The sequence below is a fragment of the Mucilaginibacter sp. genome (assembly GCF_028288225.1).
GTDB lineage: Bacteria > Bacteroidota > Bacteroidia > Sphingobacteriales > Sphingobacteriaceae > Mucilaginibacter.
This window is the reverse complement of record NZ_JAQBOC010000094.1, coordinates 93,735-114,557: the sequence shown is the minus strand read 5'-3', so window position 1 is coordinate 114,557 and position 20,823 is coordinate 93,735. Positions and strand designations below refer to the sequence as shown.

General features: G+C 38.6%; 24 protein-coding genes. 10 read left to right on the top strand and 14 right to left on the bottom strand.

Annotated elements, in window-relative coordinates:
* Positions 1-131: 131 nt before the first annotated feature.
* The 7 genes from JWQ54_RS27695 (at position 132) to JWQ54_RS27665 (ending at position 5,694) form a co-directional block, all read left to right on the top strand.
* Complete coding sequence (locus tag JWQ54_RS27695) at positions 132-380, top strand: type B 50S ribosomal protein L31 (protein ID WP_096351682.1); 249 nt, start codon at positions 132-134, stop codon at positions 378-380.
* A 68-nt stretch (positions 381-448) separates the two neighbouring features.
* Positions 449-1,633 carry a putative sugar nucleotidyl transferase gene (locus tag JWQ54_RS27690; protein ID WP_299591132.1) on the top strand — a complete coding sequence of 395 codons (1,185 nt, stop codon included), beginning with the start codon at positions 449-451 and terminating at the stop codon, positions 1,631-1,633.
* Between the two features lie 128 nt (positions 1,634-1,761).
* The gene (gene tpiA, locus JWQ54_RS27685) at positions 1,762-2,526 is read left to right on the top strand and encodes a triose-phosphate isomerase (protein ID WP_299591131.1); all 765 of its coding nucleotides are present in this window, start codon (positions 1,762-1,764) and stop codon (positions 2,524-2,526) included.
* Between the two features lie 92 nt (positions 2,527-2,618).
* Positions 2,619-3,041: a hypothetical protein gene (locus JWQ54_RS27680; RefSeq protein WP_299591130.1), complete on the top strand. Its 423-nt coding sequence runs from the start codon at positions 2,619-2,621 to the stop codon at positions 3,039-3,041.
* Between the two features lie 156 nt (positions 3,042-3,197).
* The gene (gene prmA, locus JWQ54_RS27675) at positions 3,198-4,034 is read left to right on the top strand and encodes a 50S ribosomal protein L11 methyltransferase (protein WP_299591129.1); all 837 of its coding nucleotides are present in this window, start codon (positions 3,198-3,200) and stop codon (positions 4,032-4,034) included.
* Positions 4,035-4,241: 207 nt separating this feature from the next.
* Complete coding sequence (locus JWQ54_RS27670; RefSeq protein ID WP_299591128.1) at positions 4,242-5,156, top strand: universal stress protein; 915 nt, start codon at positions 4,242-4,244, stop codon at positions 5,154-5,156.
* Between the two features lie 196 nt (positions 5,157-5,352).
* A complete protein-coding gene (locus JWQ54_RS27665) occupies positions 5,353-5,694 on the top strand; it encodes a helix-turn-helix transcriptional regulator (RefSeq protein ID WP_299591127.1) in 342 nt (113 codons plus the stop codon).
* A 129-nt stretch (positions 5,695-5,823) separates the two neighbouring features.
* On the opposite strand, the gene JWQ54_RS27660 is transcribed toward JWQ54_RS27665, so the two are convergent.
* From JWQ54_RS27660 to JWQ54_RS27630, 7 genes are all read right to left on the bottom strand, one after another.
* On the bottom strand, positions 5,824-6,945 hold the full coding sequence (locus JWQ54_RS27660; RefSeq protein ID WP_299591126.1) for a GNAT family N-acetyltransferase: 1,122 nt from the start codon (positions 6,943-6,945) through the stop codon (positions 5,824-5,826).
* Positions 6,946-7,030: 85 nt separating this feature from the next.
* Positions 7,031-7,219 carry a hypothetical protein gene (locus JWQ54_RS27655; RefSeq protein ID WP_299591125.1) on the bottom strand — a complete coding sequence of 63 codons (189 nt, stop codon included), beginning with the start codon at positions 7,217-7,219 and terminating at the stop codon, positions 7,031-7,033.
* 165 nt (positions 7,220-7,384) lie between these two features.
* On the bottom strand, positions 7,385-7,945 hold the full coding sequence (scpB, locus tag JWQ54_RS27650) for an SMC-Scp complex subunit ScpB (RefSeq protein WP_299591124.1): 561 nt from the start codon (positions 7,943-7,945) through the stop codon (positions 7,385-7,387).
* A gap of 378 nt (positions 7,946-8,323) precedes the next feature.
* Complete coding sequence (gene mqnC / locus JWQ54_RS27645) at positions 8,324-9,448, bottom strand: cyclic dehypoxanthinyl futalosine synthase (RefSeq protein WP_299591123.1); 1,125 nt, start codon at positions 9,446-9,448, stop codon at positions 8,324-8,326.
* Positions 9,449-9,515: 67 nt separating this feature from the next.
* Positions 9,516-11,063: an ATP-binding cassette domain-containing protein gene (locus JWQ54_RS27640; RefSeq protein WP_299591122.1), complete on the bottom strand. Its 1,548-nt coding sequence runs from the start codon at positions 11,061-11,063 to the stop codon at positions 9,516-9,518.
* A 159-nt stretch (positions 11,064-11,222) separates the two neighbouring features.
* Positions 11,223-11,435, bottom strand: coding sequence for a hypothetical protein (locus JWQ54_RS27635; RefSeq protein ID WP_299591121.1), 213 nt, complete (start codon positions 11,433-11,435; stop codon positions 11,223-11,225).
* A gap of 139 nt (positions 11,436-11,574) precedes the next feature.
* The gene (locus JWQ54_RS27630) at positions 11,575-11,772 is read right to left on the bottom strand and encodes a hypothetical protein (RefSeq protein ID WP_299591120.1); all 198 of its coding nucleotides are present in this window, start codon (positions 11,770-11,772) and stop codon (positions 11,575-11,577) included.
* Positions 11,773-12,187: 415 nt separating this feature from the next.
* Between JWQ54_RS27630 and JWQ54_RS27625 the strand changes: the two genes are divergently transcribed.
* Entirely contained in the window at positions 12,188-12,757 is a 570-nt protein-coding gene (locus JWQ54_RS27625; protein WP_299591119.1) for a sigma-70 family RNA polymerase sigma factor, read from the top strand.
* Between the two features lie 13 nt (positions 12,758-12,770).
* Complete coding sequence (locus tag JWQ54_RS27620; protein ID WP_299591118.1) at positions 12,771-13,871, top strand: serine protease; 1,101 nt, start codon at positions 12,771-12,773, stop codon at positions 13,869-13,871.
* A 144-nt stretch (positions 13,872-14,015) separates the two neighbouring features.
* On the opposite strand, the gene JWQ54_RS27615 is transcribed toward JWQ54_RS27620, so the two are convergent.
* From JWQ54_RS27615 to pdxH, 4 genes are all read right to left on the bottom strand, one after another.
* Positions 14,016-15,140: an NADH-quinone oxidoreductase subunit D gene (locus JWQ54_RS27615; RefSeq protein WP_299591198.1), complete on the bottom strand. Its 1,125-nt coding sequence runs from the start codon at positions 15,138-15,140 to the stop codon at positions 14,016-14,018.
* Between the two features lie 267 nt (positions 15,141-15,407).
* Positions 15,408-16,250, bottom strand: a complete 843-nt coding sequence (locus JWQ54_RS27610; protein ID WP_299591117.1) for a cupin-like domain-containing protein — start codon at positions 16,248-16,250, stop codon at positions 15,408-15,410.
* 207 nt (positions 16,251-16,457) lie between these two features.
* Entirely contained in the window at positions 16,458-16,955 is a 498-nt protein-coding gene (locus JWQ54_RS27605) for an NADH-quinone oxidoreductase subunit C (RefSeq protein WP_299591116.1), read from the bottom strand.
* Entirely contained in the window at positions 16,952-17,599 is a 648-nt protein-coding gene (pdxH, locus tag JWQ54_RS27600; protein WP_299591115.1) for a pyridoxamine 5'-phosphate oxidase, read from the bottom strand. The genes JWQ54_RS27605 and pdxH overlap by 4 nt, the downstream gene beginning before the upstream one ends.
* Positions 17,600-17,829: 230 nt before the next feature.
* Here pdxH and JWQ54_RS27595 point away from each other — a divergent pair, with 230 nt between their 5' ends.
* Complete coding sequence (locus JWQ54_RS27595; protein ID WP_299591114.1) at positions 17,830-18,393, top strand: YqgE/AlgH family protein; 564 nt, start codon at positions 17,830-17,832, stop codon at positions 18,391-18,393.
* Positions 18,394-18,521: 128 nt separating this feature from the next.
* Here the strand turns inward: JWQ54_RS27595 and purE are convergent, their stop codons facing one another.
* The 3 genes from purE to JWQ54_RS27580 all read right to left on the bottom strand — a co-directional run bounded on the left by purE (position 18,522) and on the right by JWQ54_RS27580 (position 20,736).
* A complete protein-coding gene (gene purE, locus JWQ54_RS27590; protein ID WP_299591113.1) occupies positions 18,522-19,034 on the bottom strand; it encodes a 5-(carboxyamino)imidazole ribonucleotide mutase in 513 nt (170 codons plus the stop codon).
* 121 nt (positions 19,035-19,155) lie between these two features.
* Entirely contained in the window at positions 19,156-20,295 is a 1,140-nt protein-coding gene (locus JWQ54_RS27585; protein ID WP_299591112.1) for a 5-(carboxyamino)imidazole ribonucleotide synthase, read from the bottom strand.
* Positions 20,296-20,343: 48 nt separating this feature from the next.
* A complete protein-coding gene (locus JWQ54_RS27580; RefSeq protein ID WP_299591111.1) occupies positions 20,344-20,736 on the bottom strand; it encodes a hypothetical protein in 393 nt (130 codons plus the stop codon).
* Positions 20,737-20,823: the final 87 nt, after the last annotated feature.

The window sequence follows — 20,823 nt, the reverse complement described above, 5'->3', positions numbered from 1 at the left end:
CCAGCTCAACATAACCAACTCAATCAACCTAATCTAACTTAATCAACCATTCACAAAAAAACAAAATACCCCTTTCATATTTAAATATTATTACTACATTTGCACCTCTTTTATAAGGAAGTTATAACACAATGAAAAAAGATCTGCATCCATCAAACTATAGGTTAGTTGTTTTCAAGGATATGTCAAACGACTATTCTTTTATAACCAAATCATGCATCGATAGCCGCGAAACCGTTAAATGGGAAGATGGCAATGAATATCCGCTGATTAAATTAGAAATTTCTCATACTTCACACCCTTTTTATACCGGTAAAATGAAACTGGTTGATACTGCAGGGCGTATTGATAAATTCCGCACCCGTTACAACAAAAAGTAATTTTGTTTTTTCGATAAAATATTTACAAGTCTCCCGGTACATCGGGGGACTTTTTTTATTTTTGCAACATGGCAATTATCTTATTCGACGATAACGCACATCAAACCCTTCTGCCTTTAACTTTTACCCGCCCGGTGGCCGACCTGCGCATAGGTATCCTTACCATTGCCGAAAAGTGGGCAAAGCATTTAAAACAGCAAACTTCTTTTCATACCCAACCCTGGTTACAGAAAAAGTTTCCTTTAAAAATTGAGCAGGATAATATATTTATTTATGGAGGTGTTTGTCCTGACGAATATTTAACCGAGGCTATTGACCGCCTGCAAAACGGCGAAGCTTTAAAATATGGCGACCAGCTGCTGGCTGTTAGATTAAACGGGACCGATGCTGCTGATTTTAACACTAATGCTGAATTTTCCGCAGTTACTGTATTAGAAAATATACCGGTAATAGTCAGGTTTCCCGAAGATATTTTCAGGAAAAATGATATAGAGCTTCGAAAGGATTTTGCCTTGCTTACAAAGGGCCGCAACAGCGCAGCTATCAGCCAAACAAATACTATAATCGGGGATGAGTTTTTTGCTGAGGAAGGCGCCATTGCTGATTGTTCAACTTTTAACACCATAAACGGGCCAATTTACCTGGCAAATAATACGGAAGTTTGGGAAGGAACCCATATTCGTGGCGCATTTGCTTTATGTGAGCATTCGCAGGTGAAAATGGGGGCCAAGATCTATGGCGCTACAACCGTAGGCCCGTACTCAAGGGTGGGGGGCGAGCTTAATAATGCCGTGATTTGGGGTTATTCATCGAAAGGGCATGAAGGCTACCTTGGGAATGCTGTTTTAGGCGAGTGGTGCAATATCGGCGCCGATACCAATAACTCAAACCTGAAAAATAATTATGATGATGTGAAACTGTGGGACTATACCGCACAACGCTTCCGCAAAACTGGTCTGCAATTTTGCGGGCTAATAATGGCCGATCACTCCAAATGTGCTATAAATACGATGTTTAATACAGGTACGGTAATAGGCGTAAGTGCAAACATTTTTGGCTCAGGCTTCCCGCGGAATTTTGTTCCTGATTTTTCATGGGGCGGCGCACACGGGTATGACGTTTATTCTATAAAAAAAATGTTTGAAACGGCCGAAAGAGTATTTGCCCGCAGAGAGCATCGTGATTTTGATGAGAATGAAAAACATATATTACAAACTGTATTTGAATTAACTGAGGAGCTGAGAAGGTTTTGATTAGTGGTTGATTAAGTTGATTAGGTTGATTAAGTGAGTGGTTAAATCAACATCAATCAGCTTACAACACAATAAACTTAATCTAACTCAATCAACATAATCTAACTTAATCAACTAATAATACAATCATGAGAAAAAAAATTGTTGCCGGAAACTGGAAAATGAACCTTGACTATAATGAAGGTTTAAGCTTGTTTTCTGAAATAATAAATATGTTTAAAGACGAAGCAACAGGCAAACAGCAGGCCGTTATTTGCAGTCCGTTTATTCACTTGCACAGCCTTGCGCAAATGGCAAGGGGCTATAATAATGTAGCTGTGGGCGCGCAAAATGCTCATCAGGCCGAGTCGGGAGCATATACGGGCGAGACATCAGCAAAAATGATAAAATCTGTTGGAGCAGCGTATGTTATTTTAGGGCACTCTGAACGCCGCCAGTATTTTGGCGAAAGCAATGAACTGCTTGCTAAAAAGACTGACACCGCTTTAAAAAACGATTTGAAACCTATTTTCTGCATCGGTGAAACTTTACAGGAAAGGGAAGCTAACCAGCATTTTGATATTATTAAAAGCCAATTGGCTGAAGGTGTTTTTCATTTAGCTGAAACTGAATTTGCTAAACTTGTAATAGCATATGAACCGGTTTGGGCTATTGGCACCGGTGTAACTGCATCATCAGAACAGGCACAGGAGATCCATGCATTTATCCGCAAGGAAATAGCTGCAAAATACAATCAGCAAGTGGCAGACAGTACAACCATTTTATACGGAGGAAGCTGTAATCCTAAAAACGCCCCCGAACTTTTTGCGCAACCCGATATTGATGGCGGCCTTATCGGCGGTGCCTCACTTAAATCCCGCGATTTTATTGATATTGTGAAAGTGTTTAATTGAGTTAAAGAGATTAGAGGCTGGAGATCAGAGATTAGCAAGTACCGCATATCAACTAATCTCTGGTCTCTAACCTCTAATCACTGTCCCCAAACATGAAAAAGCTATTAAGAGTTATCTTGCCGCCTTTCATCGGTTTTTTTATCTTTTTTACGGGGGTAAGGTATAGTTCTGTGTACTTTACTTTAAAGATTGATGAAATGGGTTTGGGTAACCTGAAAAGCTTTATGTCTTTTTACCGGTACACGCTGCCACTGCTTTTTGTTGTAGCTGTATTAACCCAATTATTAGTTGTGGTGCCGGTATGGCGCAGCCTGGTGAAAAAAACAGTTGCCGACAGAATAAATTTAACGGTCGACCTTTGTTTTGTATGCCTCATATTCGCACTGGGGATAGGTTATGCCATTTGGGATCCGGCGCGGGGCATTCATAACCTCATTAAACTGGTTGGCTTTATGTCGGCAGTTCAATTGGTTTATTGGTTGATTAATTTTATTGTATTATACCTGTTTGAATAATGTTTTTAGTCCGAAAGTCGGAAAAGTCAGTAAAGTCCGAAAGAAAGGACCTTGATTTTTGCTGATAATTTGGATGAAGCTGACAGGCTTTGATAAATACAATTTTAAACTATTTAACAACTAATCTCTGATCTCCAACCTCTAATCTCTATTCCCATGAATTATTACGAATTACTTTTCACCACCATAACTACTGAAGATTACCAACAAGATCTGCTGATAAATGCTTTGGGCGGAATAGGTTTTGATACTTTTGAGGAGTTGGATTTTGGATTTAAGGCGTATATCCCTGTAACTGATTTTGACCAGGATAAGCTGGACGAAACTTTATCATCATACCAGGATCTGTTTACCTTTAGCTATGAAATAACGCTTATTCCTCAAAAAAACTGGAATGAGGTGTGGGAAAGTAACTTTGAGCCGATAGAGATTGGCAAACAAATTTTTGTTCGGGCAACATTTCATCAGCCCAAGCCCGAATTTCCGTACGAGATCGTGATAGATCCTAAAATGGCTTTTGGCACAGGGCATCACCAAACTACCGCAATGATGCTTGAGCTGATGCTTGAAAACGATTTTGTAAACCAAAAGGTGCTTGATATGGGGTGCGGAACTGGTATTTTAGCCATTATGGCTTCCAAATTGGGAGCTGCAGAAATTACAGCTATTGATTATGATGAGGTTTGTTATGCCAGTGCTATTGAAAATGCCCAATTAAATAAAATTGAAAATATTACGGCGCTTTGTGGGTCGAAAGAAGTGATTCCCGGTGAAAACTTCGATATTATCCTGGCTAACATAAATCGCAACATCCTGATCGATCAAATGGACCGCTATAGCCAGGTGCTAAAAACGGATGGCGAAATTTATTTTAGCGGATTTTATGAAGTGCCGGATCTTGATATAATTACCGAAGAAGCCCGTAAACATGGGCTAAAATATATCAGCCACAAAAAAAACAAGAATTGGGTAGCTGCCAAGTTTGTAAAATAGATAAAGAATGAATAACACAATGAAATTTTTATCATGGTTTTATTACTTGCCGATATTATCACAAATTTATTTCAGGGACTTCATCTGGGCAGGTTTTTTTTCTTATTTCTATAAAAGAAAAATTACCATTACATTAATTTTGTATAAACACTAACAGTAATTTTTCATATTTTTAGTGTTGAAAGATGTGAGTTGATAATTTAAGCAATGTCAATTTATATTTTGTTTGACCTGGTGCTGGGGATAAAAGCTGAATACCCTAATTTACTGTTAATGAAAACATATTTGGTTCCTATTGATTTTTCAGAAACCGCCGTCCACGCAGCCGATTTTGCTGCTGCTTTAAGTCATCAAACCGAAGTTAAGCACATTGTTTTATTAAATGCTTATTATGTATCGGTATATGAAACCATGCTGCCTAATCCTGATATGGTTCTTATGATGAATGAAGAAATTGAACGAAATGCAGCCGATAGGATAAAAAAACTGGAAGAGTTCAAAAAAAAGCTTTACAAAAAAGTTAGGCCGGGTGTTGAAATAAGCACGCATTTAAACCGCACGCACTTAGTGCGTGCAGTGGTTGAAAATGTCATCAGTAAAAATGCCGACCTTGTTATAATTGGCACTAAAGGGAATAGCAGCAATGATGATGCAAAAATTGGAAGCCACGTAGTTAAAATATCAAAAACCTGCCCGGTACCGGTAATAGTTGTGCCGCCAACCTACAATATCGAAGATATAAGCCGTATAGTTGTTGCCTGTGATTTTAATAAAGTTACGGAGTTTGACCCTTTAGAGTCGCTTGTGAAACTGCTAAACAGAAAAAAGTTTGACCTGCTGGTGGTGAATATTAATAATAAAGGCAAGGGTTCAACAGACGATACCGGGAAAATGGCAGAAGGAACTGCCTTGTATGCAGCCCTTAAACCATATGACCCCAAATATTATTTCATTAATGAAACAGATATTATTAACGGAATTCTTCAGTTTGCAAAGCATAATGATGCACAAATAGTAATAGCATTGCCACATAAATACAGTTTTTTGCAATCGTTGTTACATACCAGCGTTTCGCGGCAATTGCTAGAAAATGCTGCTGTACCTGTTTTGATATTAAAATAAACCATAAGCAGTTAATTTAAGTATAAAAAGCCTATATTAGATATTAATAATAATCATCAATATATTAAATTTACAGATAATAATTTAACTTCACATTAAAATAAAATATTATTCAAAATACTTGATAATTAGACAGATATTGAATATAATTGTAAAATTATTAACTATAGCGAAATCTATTAACCTTTAACATTAAATGAAGACACTCGGAAAAAAAATCAGATTATTACGTCACCAAAAAGGATGGAGCCAGGAGGATGTTGCCAAGAGATTAGATATTTCTATTCCAGCCTTTTCAAAAATTGAAACAGGCATTACAGACATTAATTTGTCGCGACTTGAGCAGATAGCAGCTTTGTTTGAAATGTCAGTAGTTCAGCTGCTTACCTTTACTGACTCTGAGCAGGATCAAAAAGTTATTAACGAATTGGAAACCATTAACAAAAAATTAATGGATCGCGAAACGGAGGTGATTGATCTGCAAAAGAAGGTTATTGAATTATTTGAAGAATTAAGGCACAACAGGGTAACCGCCTAATATTAATTATCACGAATAGACTCGAATTTATTCGAATTTCACGAATTATAAAAACAAACATTCTATAATTGTCTAGCCAGGCAATCCAATTCGTGTAATTCGATAAAATTCGTGATAATTAGCGCTATGCTATTTAAAGATGTAACGCATTGTTAAATGCTTTTTACCAAATACCGCCCCCATAGCATTATGCATTGCTATCATTTTTTCGTTGAAGTCGCCAACCCATGACAGTTCAAGTTCTGTATATTGGTTTAAAGGCAAAACATATTCGCCCAGCGTTATAAAAAGCGCTGATTCAATCCCGTGATTCTGAAATTTTTGCTTCGTGCCCATTACAATTGCCCTCATCCGCGAAACGCCTTTCCATTTATTATACAAAAATTTCAGCTTCCCAACCAGGTTTAGCTTTCCGTTTAATGGTTTTATCATTGGGTTAGCGTCGGGCAAAACTATTAAAAATGATACCGGCTCATTATTTATATAGGCAAACCATATAAGATTTTCGTCCATCAGGGGTTTCATTTTTTTGAAACTTTCGGCAATGGTAACATGTGTTATTGGTACAAAATTTTCAAAATATTTCCATGCGTCATTATAAATATCTATAAAATCCGCTGCAAACTTATCAATATCCTTAGCCTTCAAATGTTTAAATTCATAACCCGGCTTTTGAGTAACCCATTTGGCTATTTTATAAAATCTTTCAGGGAATGGTTTAAGGATGTCTAGATGATTGGTGATTTGTGCGTAAAGGGTTTTGAATCCATAATTATCAAAAAACGATTGATAATAAGGCGGATTGTAATTCATACCGTAGGATGGAGGAATAAATCCCTCAACCAACAGGCCCCAAAAATTGTCGTTTTCGCCAAAATTTATCGGGCCATCCATTGCCTGCATGCCATTTTCAATGAGCCACTTTTTGGCGGTATCAAACAGTAAAAAGGCGGCAGTCTCATTGTTTATACACTCAAAAAAGCCAATCCCACCGGTGGGTTGTTCATAATTGTAGGCTTTTTTATTATTTATAAAGGCGGCAATGCGTCCAATTAACTGGCCGTTTGTATCAGTGAGCACCCAGCGGGTACATTTACCATCCTTATGGAAATTGTTTTTAGCCGGATCAAATACTGCTTCAATATCATTATCAAGCGGACAAACCCAGATCTTATCGTTTTTATAAATTATTCTCGCTGTGTCTAAAAATGCTTTTTTTGTGGCTTTATCCTTTACTTCGTTTACGATCATAAATTTTTTGCTGGGAACAGCTAATATAAAAAAAGCATCCACAGGCATGGCCCGGATGCTTTAAAGTAGATTTTTATTTTAAAGATTAATAATCGTCGTCCTCATCGTCATCACCATAACTTTCAAACCCTAAATCGTCTAAAGGGCCATCAAAATCATCGTCATCATCATCTACCTTTTTCTTGGGTTTCTGATCAAGCGTGCTATCATCATCATCTTCATCCTCGCCCGTGTTTTCAACTTTCTTGTTTACAGGTTTTTTTGGAGTTCCCATTGCCATGAATTTTATAGTAATTTTTTTAGTAATAAATGCACACAAATGCAAATAAGCCTTTTCTGTTAATTATATTTCTAAGTAAAAATAATCAAAATCATTTTCATTAAAAACATCATTTGGAAAAAAAATATTTTTCGACTGGTTTAGAGGGATTTATAATAATTATTCAGATTGTTCACCAATTGAAACGGCATTATTAGTAAAATCCTTCAGTTGAGGCAGTTCGTTTATACTATTTATGCCAAAATAGTCCATAAAAAGCATACTAGTGCCATAAAGTATAGGTTTGCCCAATGCTTCTGATTTACCAATAATTGCAATTAATTCTTTTTCGAGCAGTTTTTGAATGGAGTAATCGCAATTAACCCCACGGATCTGTTCAATATCCGGCTTGGTTACAGGTTGTTTATAGGCTATAATGGCAAGGGTTTCAAGTGCAGCCTGGCTTAATTTCTTTTTTGAACGTTGTGCCTGCAACAGGCTGATCACCTGGTGATAGCTTTTCTTTGTTAAAAATTGGTAACCATTGCTCACTTTAACTACCTCAATGGCAAATTGCTCATCATGGTATTTATTGGTAATGTTTTGCAGGTGATTATTTATCTCATCCTCACTAAAATCCTGGCTAAATGCCGATTGCAGGCAATAAATAATTTCTTCTGTGCGGATGCTTTGTTCCGATGCAAATATAAGGGCCTCTATGTATTGTTCGATATTGTCCATGTGGTCCGAAAATCCGGAAAGTCAGTAAAGTCCGAAAGTAAGGAAAAGTCCGGAAGTCCGGAAGTCGGTAAAGTCCGAAAGAAAGAAAAAAGTTTAAAATAGTGGAATACGGGCCAGCAGTTTTCAAGATATACGTCATATTGAGAAATAAGATTTTGTGGAATCTGTTTGAGAGTGACAAGAAAAGGAGCGTCAAGCTGAGGCATATGCCAGACCCCGGGTTTATCGAAGGGAAGCACGCGGGCAAAGGCCTTAGCTCAATGCTTAGCGGCAGACTGGCCAACGCGCGTTCAAAATAATTTGTTATAGATAATTTACCCTCCCCTAAAGAATGCAGCTTCTTTCGGACTTCCGGACTTTACCGACTTTCGGACTCAATTAATAATTTATCACCTGTTCCTCAATAGCTGCAGGTATTTCGCGCCATTCGTATTTTTGGGTACGTAACTGTGGTTCAAAGCCGGCTTCTTTTATTGATTCCTGGATGCCTTTTGCTGTAAAGCGGTGTGGCGCCCCTGCTGCGGATACAACATTTTCTTCGATCATTATTGATCCAAAATCATTTGCGCCTGCATGCAGACATAATTGTGCTACCTGTTTACCTACTGTTAACCATGATGCCTGGATATTTTTAATATTTGGCAGCATAATACGGCTAAGGGCAATCATGCGGATGTATTCATCGCCTGTAACATTGTTGGTAATGCCCCTTACCTTACGTAATAAGGTACCATCATCCTGGAAAGGCCATGGGATAAAGGCAACAAAGCCGTAAGCACCTTCAGGTTTTTCAGACTGCACCTCGCGGATCCAAACCAAATGCTCAAAACGTTCTTCAATGGTTTCAATATGGCCAAACATCATGGTGGCTGAACTTGGCAGGTTAAGTTGGTGGGCAGCACGCATAACATCAAGCCACTCCTTGCCACCGCATTTGCCTTTGCTTATCAAGCGGCGCACACGGTCATTCAATATTTCAGCACCTGCGCCAGGTAATGAATCAAGGCCGGCGGCTTTTAGCTCTCTTAAAACATCAATATGGCTCATGCCCTCCAACTTGGCAACGTGAGCAATCTCCGGCGGCCCTAATGAATGGAGCTTTAATGTTGGATATAATTCTTTTAATTGCCTGAAAGTATCAGCGTAGAATTTTAATCCCAGGTCGGGATGATGGCCGCCCTGCAGCAATAACTGATCGCCACCGTAGCGGAAAGTCTCTTCAATCTTCTGCTTATAGGTTTCAATATCAGTTATGTAACTGTCCTCGTGCCCCGGGCGGCGGAAAAAGTTACAGAACTTGCAATTAGCAATACAAACATTGGTAGTATTTACATTCCGGTCTATTTGCCAGGTAACTTTGCCATGCGGCACCTGGATCTTGCGCAGTTCATTAGCTGTATACATCAAATCGGCGGTAGAAGCATTTTTATAAAGAAATACTCCCTCATCCTGGGTTAAAAAATCAAACCGCAAAGCGCGTTGCAACAGATCCGCTGTGTTCATGTACAAATATACTAATCAGCACGAATGCACACGAATTTCACGAATTAATTAACATGGAGTTGACGAATTAAAAGCGCGGGTTTAACCAATTAGATTTGTGAAATTCGTATAAATTCGTTCTCATCCCCTTATCCAGCTTCAAAACCTTCGTCACACTATCCGGAATTTCATGCTGGTAATGGGTTACGTAAATTAGTGTAACATTACTGAGCCTGCAAATAGTATCAACTAACGTTTTAAAGTGATGCTGCTGATGTTCATCAAGGCCCTGGCAGGGTTCATCAAAAATAAGGAGGTCAGGGTTTTTTATAAGGGCGCGGGCCAACAGGCACAGGCGTTGTGCGCTCGCCGGGATGTTTTTTAAAAGCACACGGGCATATTTGTCTATCTCCAGCGCCTTCATCCAGCGCAAGGCGGTTTCGGCTTTTGTTTTTTGTGATGGACGGAATAGACCAAGGGTATCATAATACCCGGATTCTATAACCTGCAAACAGCTGTTATCGGTAGGGAAATACTGGTGCAGCTCTGGCGATACAAAGCCAATTTTGCTTTTTATATCCCAGATGCTTTCGCCTGTGCCTCGTTTTTTATCAAACAAAATAATATCATTGGCATAGGCCTGCGGGTTATCGGCGTTTACTAAACTGAGCAGAGTTGATTTACCGGCCCCGTTTGGCCCAAGCAGCGCCCATCTTTCACCCGGAACTATCTGCCAGTTAATTTGGTTTAAAATAACTTTATCGCCATACTTTATAAATACATTATTCATTTTAACAATGTGCTTATAAGCTGTTTTAGCTGTTTCGGGGTTTAATAATGCTTTAAGTTCTTCGTTGTCAATAATATCATTATCATCCTGAGTAAACAAAGCAGGTTTAAACTCATCTTTAGTGAGGTTTTTACTTATGATCCCATCCTGTAAAATGGCAACGTTACTTATAGCTTCCGGAATTTCATACGGCGATGTGGCCATTATTACCGTTATGCCCGAATTTATGATCTCGTCAATTATCAAATTAAATTCCTTGCGGGTTTGAACATCAAGGCCGGTAAGCGGACTATCCAGCAATAATAAAACAGGCGATTTCAATAAAGCAGCAGCAAGCATCAGCCGCTTGGTTTCGCCGTTTGAAAGTTTAATGATCTGTTTGCTTAATAATTCATTAAGCTTTAATAAACTGGCCGTTTTTTCAAAATTCCAATAATTATTTTGCCGGGATGCAGGTACTATGGTCTGTAGGTATTGCTCAACAGTTAGTGCATCTTCAGAGTCTGATGAATTATAGCGCTGCTGGTAATAAAAATCGGATGTGTTTGAAAGGTTTTTAAAATGGTGTTTCGGCTCAACCAGGGCTATCAGTTTGTGATAAGTGAGGTGGCCATCCGCATTTCCGGTATGCTGAATAAATTCATCAAAAAAATGGTAAGTAATATCCCCGCCGGTTACATTAAATCTGCCGGCGATGGTATGCAGCAGAGCGCTTTTGCCCGATCCGCTTTTTCCTATCAGCGCCCAGCTTTTTCCTTTGCTAACGGAAAAACTTAACCCACTAAAAAGTGTGTTATTTGAAAATCGAACAGTTGCTTTATTTATAGAAATTAAAGGTTTATTCATTTGCTTTTTTGTTGCCGGTAAAATTAATTATCTATTTGAATAAGCCCGAAATATTTTAAAGCAGATATAACAGCTTCAAAATGGATACAAGAAAAATGAATAAAACAAAAACGCCTGGCTATTGCTAACCAGGCGTTTTTGCTTTTACTAAAAATGAAATTACATTTTTTTAGTAGTGTCTTTTTTAGTGGTGTCTTTTTTAGCAGCTGTATCAACTGTTTTCTTAGATGTATCAGTCATTTTAGCTGAATCCATTTTAGCTGAGTCCATTTTAGCTGAATCAGCAGCAGCTGAATCAGATTTACCTTTACAAGCAGCGAAAGAAACTGCGATAACTAAGGCTAAAGCGCCCATTTTGAATGAATTTTTCATGTTAATTTTCTTTTTAAGTGATTAAATAGTTTACCTTAATACCTGAAAAAGCAAAAGGTAACCCATGATTTAAAAAAAAACCAGAGATTACCTTTTGAAAGTGTAAAAACTAAAAAATTAACAGAAAAACCTGGAGAAACTATTTCTTGGTTGTATCTTTCTTAGTTGTGTCAGCTTTAACAGCAGTACTGTCAACTTTAACTACTGAATCTTTCTTAACAGTTGAATCAACTTTTACAGTTGTATCAGAAGAACCGCTAGTGCTTTTACCGCCACAAGCAGCAGCAGAAACAGCAATTACTAAAGCTACGAAACCTAATTTGAATGAATTTTTCATTTTTTATAATTTAAATGTGAGTGTTTGTAGCATTAATACCTGAAGTTGAAAAAGGTAACCCACCAATTTTAAAAAAAATATAAAATCTATGGTTATAGTAGATATTTCAAGATAAAAAGAGCTATCAACCTTTAAACCGGTTGATTGAGTTGGATTAGGTTGATAAAGTTGAATATGTTAGATTTGGTTGGGCCTGATATGTTTTGCAAATAGCTATTTAACGTATAAGACTTTAACGATAGATTTATGAAATTGCAGCAGGCTGAAAGAGTAATTGGGAAAACTTATTCGACCTAAGCTAACTTAGTCTAACTCAATCAACTAATCCTTCAATCAAATGAAAAGTGGATTTATTTTAGTTTTAATTTTTTTTTATCAATAATGGGTTACAATTTCGCATAAATAGTATTAAGTAGTGAGTAAAGAGTTAAACAACGGAATACCTACAGATAGTGAAGTTATTCTTGGTATTCTTAATAATTCGGAAAATGTGTTAAAGCGGCTGTATATCGCCTATTTTCCGATGATATTACAATTGGTTATTAATAACAATGGCAATAGTGATGATGCTAAAGACATTTACCAGGAAGCCATAATTGTTCTTTATAATAAAGTTAAAACCGGTGACTTTGAGTTGAGCAGTAAGCTTAAAACCTACATTTATTCAATTTGCAGGCGGCTTTGGCTTAAAAGGCTTACACAAATGAATAGGTATGGGGGCGATATTAAAGACTTCCAGGAGTATTTGTCTGTTGATGATGAAACTGAAAAGAATAATGAGCGGGATATCCAGTTTAATAAAATGGGGAACGCACTTCAGTCATTAGGTGAACCTTGTAAAACTATTATAGAAGATTTTTATATAAATAACAGATCGATGCAGGAGATCTGCGAAAACTTTGGGTATACCAATGCAGATAATGCCAAAACCCAAAAGTATAAATGCCTGCAAAGGCTGAAGAAATTGTTTTTTCAGCAAAAATAAGGAGAGAAAAGAGATGAGCGAGAATAACCAGTTGACCGAAACAATTGAGCGGTATCTTAATGGGGAGATGACCAAGGATGAGCGTGCACGTTTCGAAGCACTTCGGAACGAGGATACCTCTGTTAACACTAAAGTAGCCGAGCACAAACATTTCACCAACCTGATAAAGCAGTACGGCGAACGATTGGAGCTTGAGAAACGCCTGGATGCCATACATGATGAGATTGATGTGCATGCTTTAGAAGATGAGCTGATGATCCATCCGTCATGGATAGTGAGCATGTGGCGCAACCATCATTCAAAAATATCTGTAGCTGCATCAATAGCTATATTTGCTGTTTTATGTACTTTGTTTTTTACAGGTTATTTAAATAACCGCGAAACAAATTATTTAAAATTGAGAGGCGAAGTAGCGAACATAAAAAAGGTGACTGATAAACTGGATAATAAGATTAATAATCTTAATACCCATGGTAAGGTTAATGATAATCCCGGTAATTTCAGGGGAACAGGCTTTGCTTTATCATCAAACGGCTACATAGTTACCAATTTTCATGTTATTAAAGATGCTGATTCCTTGCATGTGCAAAATATAGACGGCAAATCATTCAGGGCTAAGCTGGTATACGCTGAACCCCAAACTGATATTGCTATTTTAGTAATCAATGATCCTTCATTTAAGGGTTTGGGCGCCATACCTTATAGTGTTAAGAAAGCAGAAACCGACATTGGTGAAAATGTTTTCACAATTGGTTATCCGCGTGATGCTATTGTTTTGGGTCCCGGGTTTTTAACTGCAAGTACTGGTTATCAAGGCGATACTACTGCTTACCAAATTTCAATACCTGTAAACCCGGGAAATAGCGGTGGCCCATTATTAGATAATAAGGGTAATTTAATTGGTATTATTGATGCGAAGCAAACACATATGGAAGGTACGGCTTTTGCAATAAAATCAGGATACTTATTAAAAGCAATAAAAGATATTCCTGCCGACTCATTAAATGGTACTTTAAATGTTAATAATAAAAATATTTTAGCCGGGTTAACCCGTCCGCAGCAGATCAAGAAACTGGGGAACTATGTTTTTATGGTGAGAGTTTATAATCAATAAAGATCCCAAAAAACTATTTATATAGTTCATGGCGCTGTGATTTATTCATAGCGCCATGTTTTTTAAGCCCCTTCTAAATCCCAGGTAGGGGGAGACTTTAAAGACCTTTTCATTCGCACATCTACACATTCCGCATCCGCACATTTATCTATCCACCTCGCCCAGCACAAAATCAATAGAGCCAACTATAGCAATCATGTCGGCAATCATTACTCCTTTGGCTATTTCGGGCAGTACAGACAGGTTACTAAAGCTGGGTGCACGGGCTTTTACACGTGTTGGGATCTCAGATCTGCCATCGGCCATAAAATAAAAACCAAGTTCGCCTTTTGCCCCTTCGCACCTTACATAATAATCCTGTGCTTTTGGAGTAATTTTACGCGGCATTTTTGAGCGCGGATCAAAATCAGGCGTGCGTTTTAATTCGTTTTGAAGGCGGCTAAGGCATTGCTCTATCATTTTGAGGGATTGTTCGATCTCATCAACGCGCACCTTGTAGCGGTCCCAACAGTCGCCAACGGTACCCATTTCGCCTTTACCTACCGGTACATCAAACTCAAGTTCAGGGTAAACAGAATAATTATCAATACGCCTCAAATCCCATTTGAGGCCCGATCCGCGCAGCATGGGGCCAGAGCAACCGTAATTAATGGCTACATCAAGCGGTAAAACACCAACATTTGCTGTGCGGCTAATAAATACCTGGTTATCTGTTAAAAGCTGGTTAAGCTCAACCATTTTGGGTTTAAAATAGGTTACAAACTCGCTGCAGCGTTCTTCAAAACCCACCGGCAGATCATAAAATAAACCGCCAACCCAAATATAGTTGTACAGCATTCGCGAGCCCGATGCCCATTCCAGCATGCCCATAATATGCTCCCGGTCTCTGAAGCACCATAAAAAAGGGGTAAAGGCGCCAATATCAATGCCATAGGTTCCAATGGCAATAAGATGCGATGCTATGCGGTTTAACTCGCACACCAGCACCCTGATGTATTCAATACGTTTTGGAATTTCTTTATCAATGCCCATCATCCGCTCAACACCCATAACAAAAGCGTGGCTGTTGTTCATTGATGCCAGGTAATCCATTCGGTCGGTAAAAGGGATGGTTTGCTGGTAGGTTAATGATTCTGCATGTTTTTCAAAGCAGCGATGCAAATATCCGATGTGCGGGATTACTTCTTTAACTATTTCGCCATCAGTTATCAGTTCCAGCCGCAAAACGCCATGGGTTGATGGATGCTGCGGCCCCATATTCAGCACCATGTCTTCGGTAGCTGCATCAGCTATCTTTTGATAGTAATTGTTTAAAGCGGTATCGTATTTGGGATGTGTAGCCAATTTTTTATTTCGGATGTCAGATGTTCGAATTCGGATTTTGAATTGTCTTAATTTCGATTTCAAATTTAGGAAATTCTACCGGATGAGTCGTACATAAATAAAAAACGCCCGTAGTTACTAATCTACGGGCGAACTGATAAATTATAATTACTAATCCCGAAATGGAACTTCCGAAATCAAACTATATTCTCTTTAGGCAAAACTCTCTTTAAGTTTGCTGCTTTGGGTAGCCAGCCATGCATAGCTATACATAGCAACGGCCTTAACTTTGCTCTGCCGGCTTTTGAAAGTCCATACATCTTTCATAAATTCTTTATGATTTTTGCTGTTCAATGTATCAAAAGCTACAGAAATGGTTGGTGTTAAAGAATACGCGCTATGCCATGTTCCAAATGGAATAAATAATGTTTCGCCCGGGCCTACCGTAAAATGGATAGGTGTTGCATCTTTATATTTTGGGAATTTTTCAAAATCAGGTTCAAAAATATTTAATTCTGAGCGCCATGGATCGCCAGGGCGGGGATAAAGCATATCATCCTGGCCGCGCGGAAATACAGTAAACCGTTTTTCGCCATATAACTGGGTTATCCAGGCATTCAGGTGATAATAATCAATATGTAAATATGGAAACTTGCCGCCAGCTCCTCCAATAAATAGTTCGGTGGCGCCACCCCATTTGCCAACCCTGAACATAGGGTTTTTAAGCCAGTTCGGTGAAGCATAATGCAGATCGAGCGGGTCAATCAATGGCATTATTTCGGGTAAAGTTTCCGGGATATTAAATATAATAGGATAGGGAGCAGGCTTTTCTGCCGTGCTGGTTTCAACCATATCCATTATATCTTTCATTTTGTAGGTTGTTCCCCTGCAATCGGTTTCCCGCTCGGGATAATTTTCTCTAAACCAATCCGGGCTAAAAAGTCCGTTTGCTTTCCAAACTTTTGACGCATTAGTAAAAACCAGCGGAATGCCTGGTTTATAATGCTCTTCCATAAACTCTTCATAAGAAATGTTATCTCTTCTTATAATATCCATAGTACAAAAATTGGTTTTTAGTTGATTGTTACAAAAGTTGTACAGGCTTGTACGGTATTGATATTTAAAAGGTTATAGTTAGTGATTAGAGGCTGGAGATCAGAGGTTAGTTGGGAATGGAGATCAGAGGTTAGAGACCAGAGATTAGGGGAAATTTTACAAAGCGTAACTAATCTCTAACCTCTGGTCTCTAATCTCTTAAAAAAACTAATCTATCTTTATCCCCTTATAATACTCCGCTGTTTTATAGTCTTTACGTAATGGGAAACCCTCCCAGTCATCAGGTAATAAAATACGGCGAAGGTCAGGGTGGCCTTCAAAAAATATTCCAACAAGGTCATAAGCTTCGCGTTCGTGCCAGTCGGCGGTGCGGTAAACAGATGTTATGCTGGGGAAAGCCGGGAGATCGTTAAGATCGCGATCATTGTCTGCGCTTACCTTTAATGTAAGTTGTGTTTGATAGGGGATAGATGCCAAGTGATAAACTACGCCAAAGCATTTAGCTTCAACGCCATAATCAACACCTGTAAGGCTGCTCAAAAAATCAAAATAAGTATTTGAATTATTACGCAACTCAAGACAAACTTCGGCAATGCTAGCCGGGGCAATAAGCAAAGCGGGTTGCAGGCCACCTGTTTCTTCGCCGATAATTACACCAGGTCCAAATTTTTCAGTGAGTAATAATTTAATCTCTTCAAAACTCATGGCGCTAACCGTACTTTTTTCCAGTTTTTATTGTCTATCTTTTTGTAAGCTATCCGGTCATGCAACCTGCTAGTTCTACCTTGCCAAAATTCAATCATACGGGGCTTTACAATGTAGCCACCCCAAAACGATGGTTTAGGCACTTCCTTATCGGTGTATTCGATAGCTAACTCATCCCATTTTTTTTCTAAAACATCGCGGCTTTCAATCTCCTGGCTTTGCGGAGATACCACAGCGCCAATCTGGCTGTTTTTAGGGCGCGATTGGAAATACTTTTCAGATTGCTCTTTACTTAATTTCTCCAGAGTGCCTTCAATACGTACCTGTCTTTCCATTGACGGCCAAAAAAAGGTAAGTGCGCATACCGGATTTTTGGTGATCTCTTTACCTTTACGGCTCAGGTAATTGGTGTAAAAAACAAAACCATCATTATAAACGCCTTTAAGCAAAACAATTCTTGCCGATGGCCTTCCGTCATGTGTTGCAGTTGCAAGGTTCATAGCATTAAGTTCAGGAACAGCCGCTTCCTGTGCTTCATTAAACCAAATCTCGAATTGTTTTATCGGGTCGGCTTTGGTGTTGCTTTCTAATAATGAGGATGCTGTGTAATCCTCTCTTATGCTTTCTAATTTATCCTGATTCATCCCTGCAAACTTACAAATTAATAAATAGAACCAAGAGTAGGAGAACCAGGAACCAGGAGTAAAGAAATATTAAAAATAAAATATCAAGAGAGAGAACTTTCTTTGTGAATTTATCGTTAATAAGTTTAATTTTTTATATTTCATTTGTTCGGGATTGATTTTTGGCTCTTTTTTCAAAAACTAGACTTATTTTTGCAATACTTGTTATATTAAACCAAAATTAAACCCTTATGCTAAGTTCTATTTCGGCAGCAGCAGGACGCTTATTAATATCGGAGCCATTTATGGTAGATCCGAATTTTAAAAGGGCGGTAATTTTATTGACAGAATATTCTGAAGGAGGCGCTATGGGGTTTATTCTGAACCATGCAAGCGAATTTTTACTGGGTGATATTTTGCCCGATTTGTCATATTCTGAGATTCCCGTTTTTATTGGCGGCCCGGTAGCCGGTAACACGCTTCATTTTATTCACCGCTGTCCTGAGAAAATTGCTGATGGCATTGAAATAGCCGATGGTGTATTTTGGGGTGGGGATTTTGAAGCGGTTAGAGAACTAATCACAAGCTACCAGTTAAATGCCGGTGAAATAAGGTTTTTTACCGGGTATTCCGGTTGGATCCCCAAACAACTGGATGATGAGATCAAAGAAGACAGCTGGATTGTTGCTAAGCAATTAAATATTGATACCATGTTTTCACAAAATGAAGAAACCTTGTGGCGTGAGGTGGTAATAGGATTAGGGCAGCGATATGCTCACATTGCTAATTTTCCTGAAGACCCGGCGTTGAATTAGTTATAGAGATCAGAGGTTAGAGACCAGGGATTGGTTGGGAATAGAGATTGGAGACTAGAGATTAGGAAAAAATCCATGGCAGATCATCGTTTATATACAAAATTCAACTAATCTCTGGTCTCTAATCTCTATTTTTCCATTTCCTTCGCTGATTCTTCAACTTTCTTCTTCAACTCCTCTTTAAAAGCAACCAGATTTTTAACAACCTGTTCATCAGCGGTAGATATAATTTGTGCCGCCAGGATGCCGGCATTTTTTGCAGCATTTAGCGCTACAGTTGCAACCGGGATGCCATTTGGCATTTGCAATATGGAAAGGATAGAATCCCAGCCGTCAATTGAGTTGCTTGATTTTACCGGTACGCCAATAACAGGCAAATGGGTTAACGAAGCCACCATGCCGGGTAAATGTGCGGCACCGCCTGCACCGGCTATAATTACTTTTAATCCGCGCCCTGCGGCTTCACGGGCATAGGTAAACATGCGGTCGGGTGTGCGATGGGCTGATACTACGGTAATTTCATATTCAACCCCTAATTCTTTTAATACATCCGCAGCATCCTGCATTATGTTAAGGTCAGACTTACTGCCCATTATTATACCTACTTTGGGTTGGTTTATAGTTGATGGTTCATGGTTCATAGCCGAAATTTGCTAATTGCTCAGCGTGTTGCTGATATAAATCTATCTTTTTAAAAACTTCATTCACTAATTGCGGCTATAAATTCTTACTATGAACTATGAACCATCAACTATGAACTACTTAACTTATCACTCTCAATGTTGCCTGCACAAACCTTGCCTTTTCAATCGCTTTTTCCCTGTCAACATCAACAATGGTAACATGCCCCATTTTGCGGAAAGGTTTGGTTAATGCCTTGCCATATAAATGTACATATACGCCCGGGCATTTTAATACTTTTTCAATACCCTGGTAAACTGCAGGGCCTTCGTATCCGGCTTCGCCTAAAACATTAACCATTATGGCATTATTAAGGCAGGCAGTATCGCCAAGCGGCTGATTAAATATGGCCCTTAAATGCTGCTCAAACTGCGAAACAACGTTTCCTTCTATACTTTGGTGCCCGCTGTTATGCGGCCTTGGGGCAAGTTCATTGACCAATATTTTGCCATGTTTATCTAAAAACATTTCAACAGCCAGTAAGCCTACAATTTTTAGATCCTGGGCTATCTTGATGGCTATTTGGGCTGCATCCTGCTGTACTTCAAATGGCAGGGTTGATGGAGAGATCAAAAATTCAACCAGGTTAACATCCGGATTAAACTCCATCTCAACCAGCGGAAAGGTCTTTATTTCACCGCTTTCGTTACGGGCGACGATTATGCCTATTTCCTTTTCAAAATCAATCAAGCGTTCAATAAGGCTGGGTTCAGTAAAAGCTTTTGCCAAATACGACTCATCAATAATTTTATAAACACCCCTGCCATCATAACCGTCCCGCCTTAATTTCTGAATATAGGGGAAAGGGATATGACTTTCTTTTAATTGTTGTGCTGACGATATTACCTGGAACTCGGCTGTTGGGATATTATTCTCTTTAAAGAATTGTTTTTGCAGGCCCTTATCCTGGATCAGCCTGATAATGCGTGCCTGCGGGTAAACTAAAACTCCTTCTTTTTCAAGCTGCTCCAGCGCATCAACGTTTACTTTTTCAATTTCGATGGTAAGCAGGTCAACTTTTTTTCCAAAGTTGTAAACGGTTTCGTAGTCGCCCAATGAGCCAACTACAAATTCGTCGCATAGTTTACGACAAGGCGCTTCCCTGTCGGGATCGAGTACCTTTACAGTAACATTGTAATTAATAGCCTGCTGAATAAGCATGCGCCCCAGCTGGCCGCCGCCTAAAATTCCGAGTTTAAGGTCTCCGTAAAATGCTTTCATTATAATGATGCAAGTTTAGCCTAAATCTTTCAAAAAGCCTAAATAGTGTTATTGGGTACCTGCTTTTTTAGTGAGTTTATAATAAAAAATAGCATGAATAATAAAAAACACAATACCTGCGATAATATATATGGTGTTATTAAGGCTTTGCTTTGGAGCTATGAAATTAGTGATTATGTAAGCTAAGGGGCCTGCAAAATACAAAAACAGCTTCCATGCAGGATTATTCCAGATAGTTGGATTTGGCAGGAATAAAGCAGGGGCGGCCATTATTAATAAAATGCCATTGAGATAAAATAATGCCGATATAATTACAGGGATTGCCTTGCTGTAATCATTTCCTTTTATTACTACAGCATAAAAAATGCAGGATATGGCTATTGAAATAATCAGCGAGAAAATAAAAGTTTTAACAAGATTAATAAAAATTATTTTGAGCATAGCTAATTTAAATTTCTTCAAATTTCAGTATTTTGCATGGCTATTGGATGTTTGTGCTCAAAAAAATATTCAATGGTCTAATTCCGG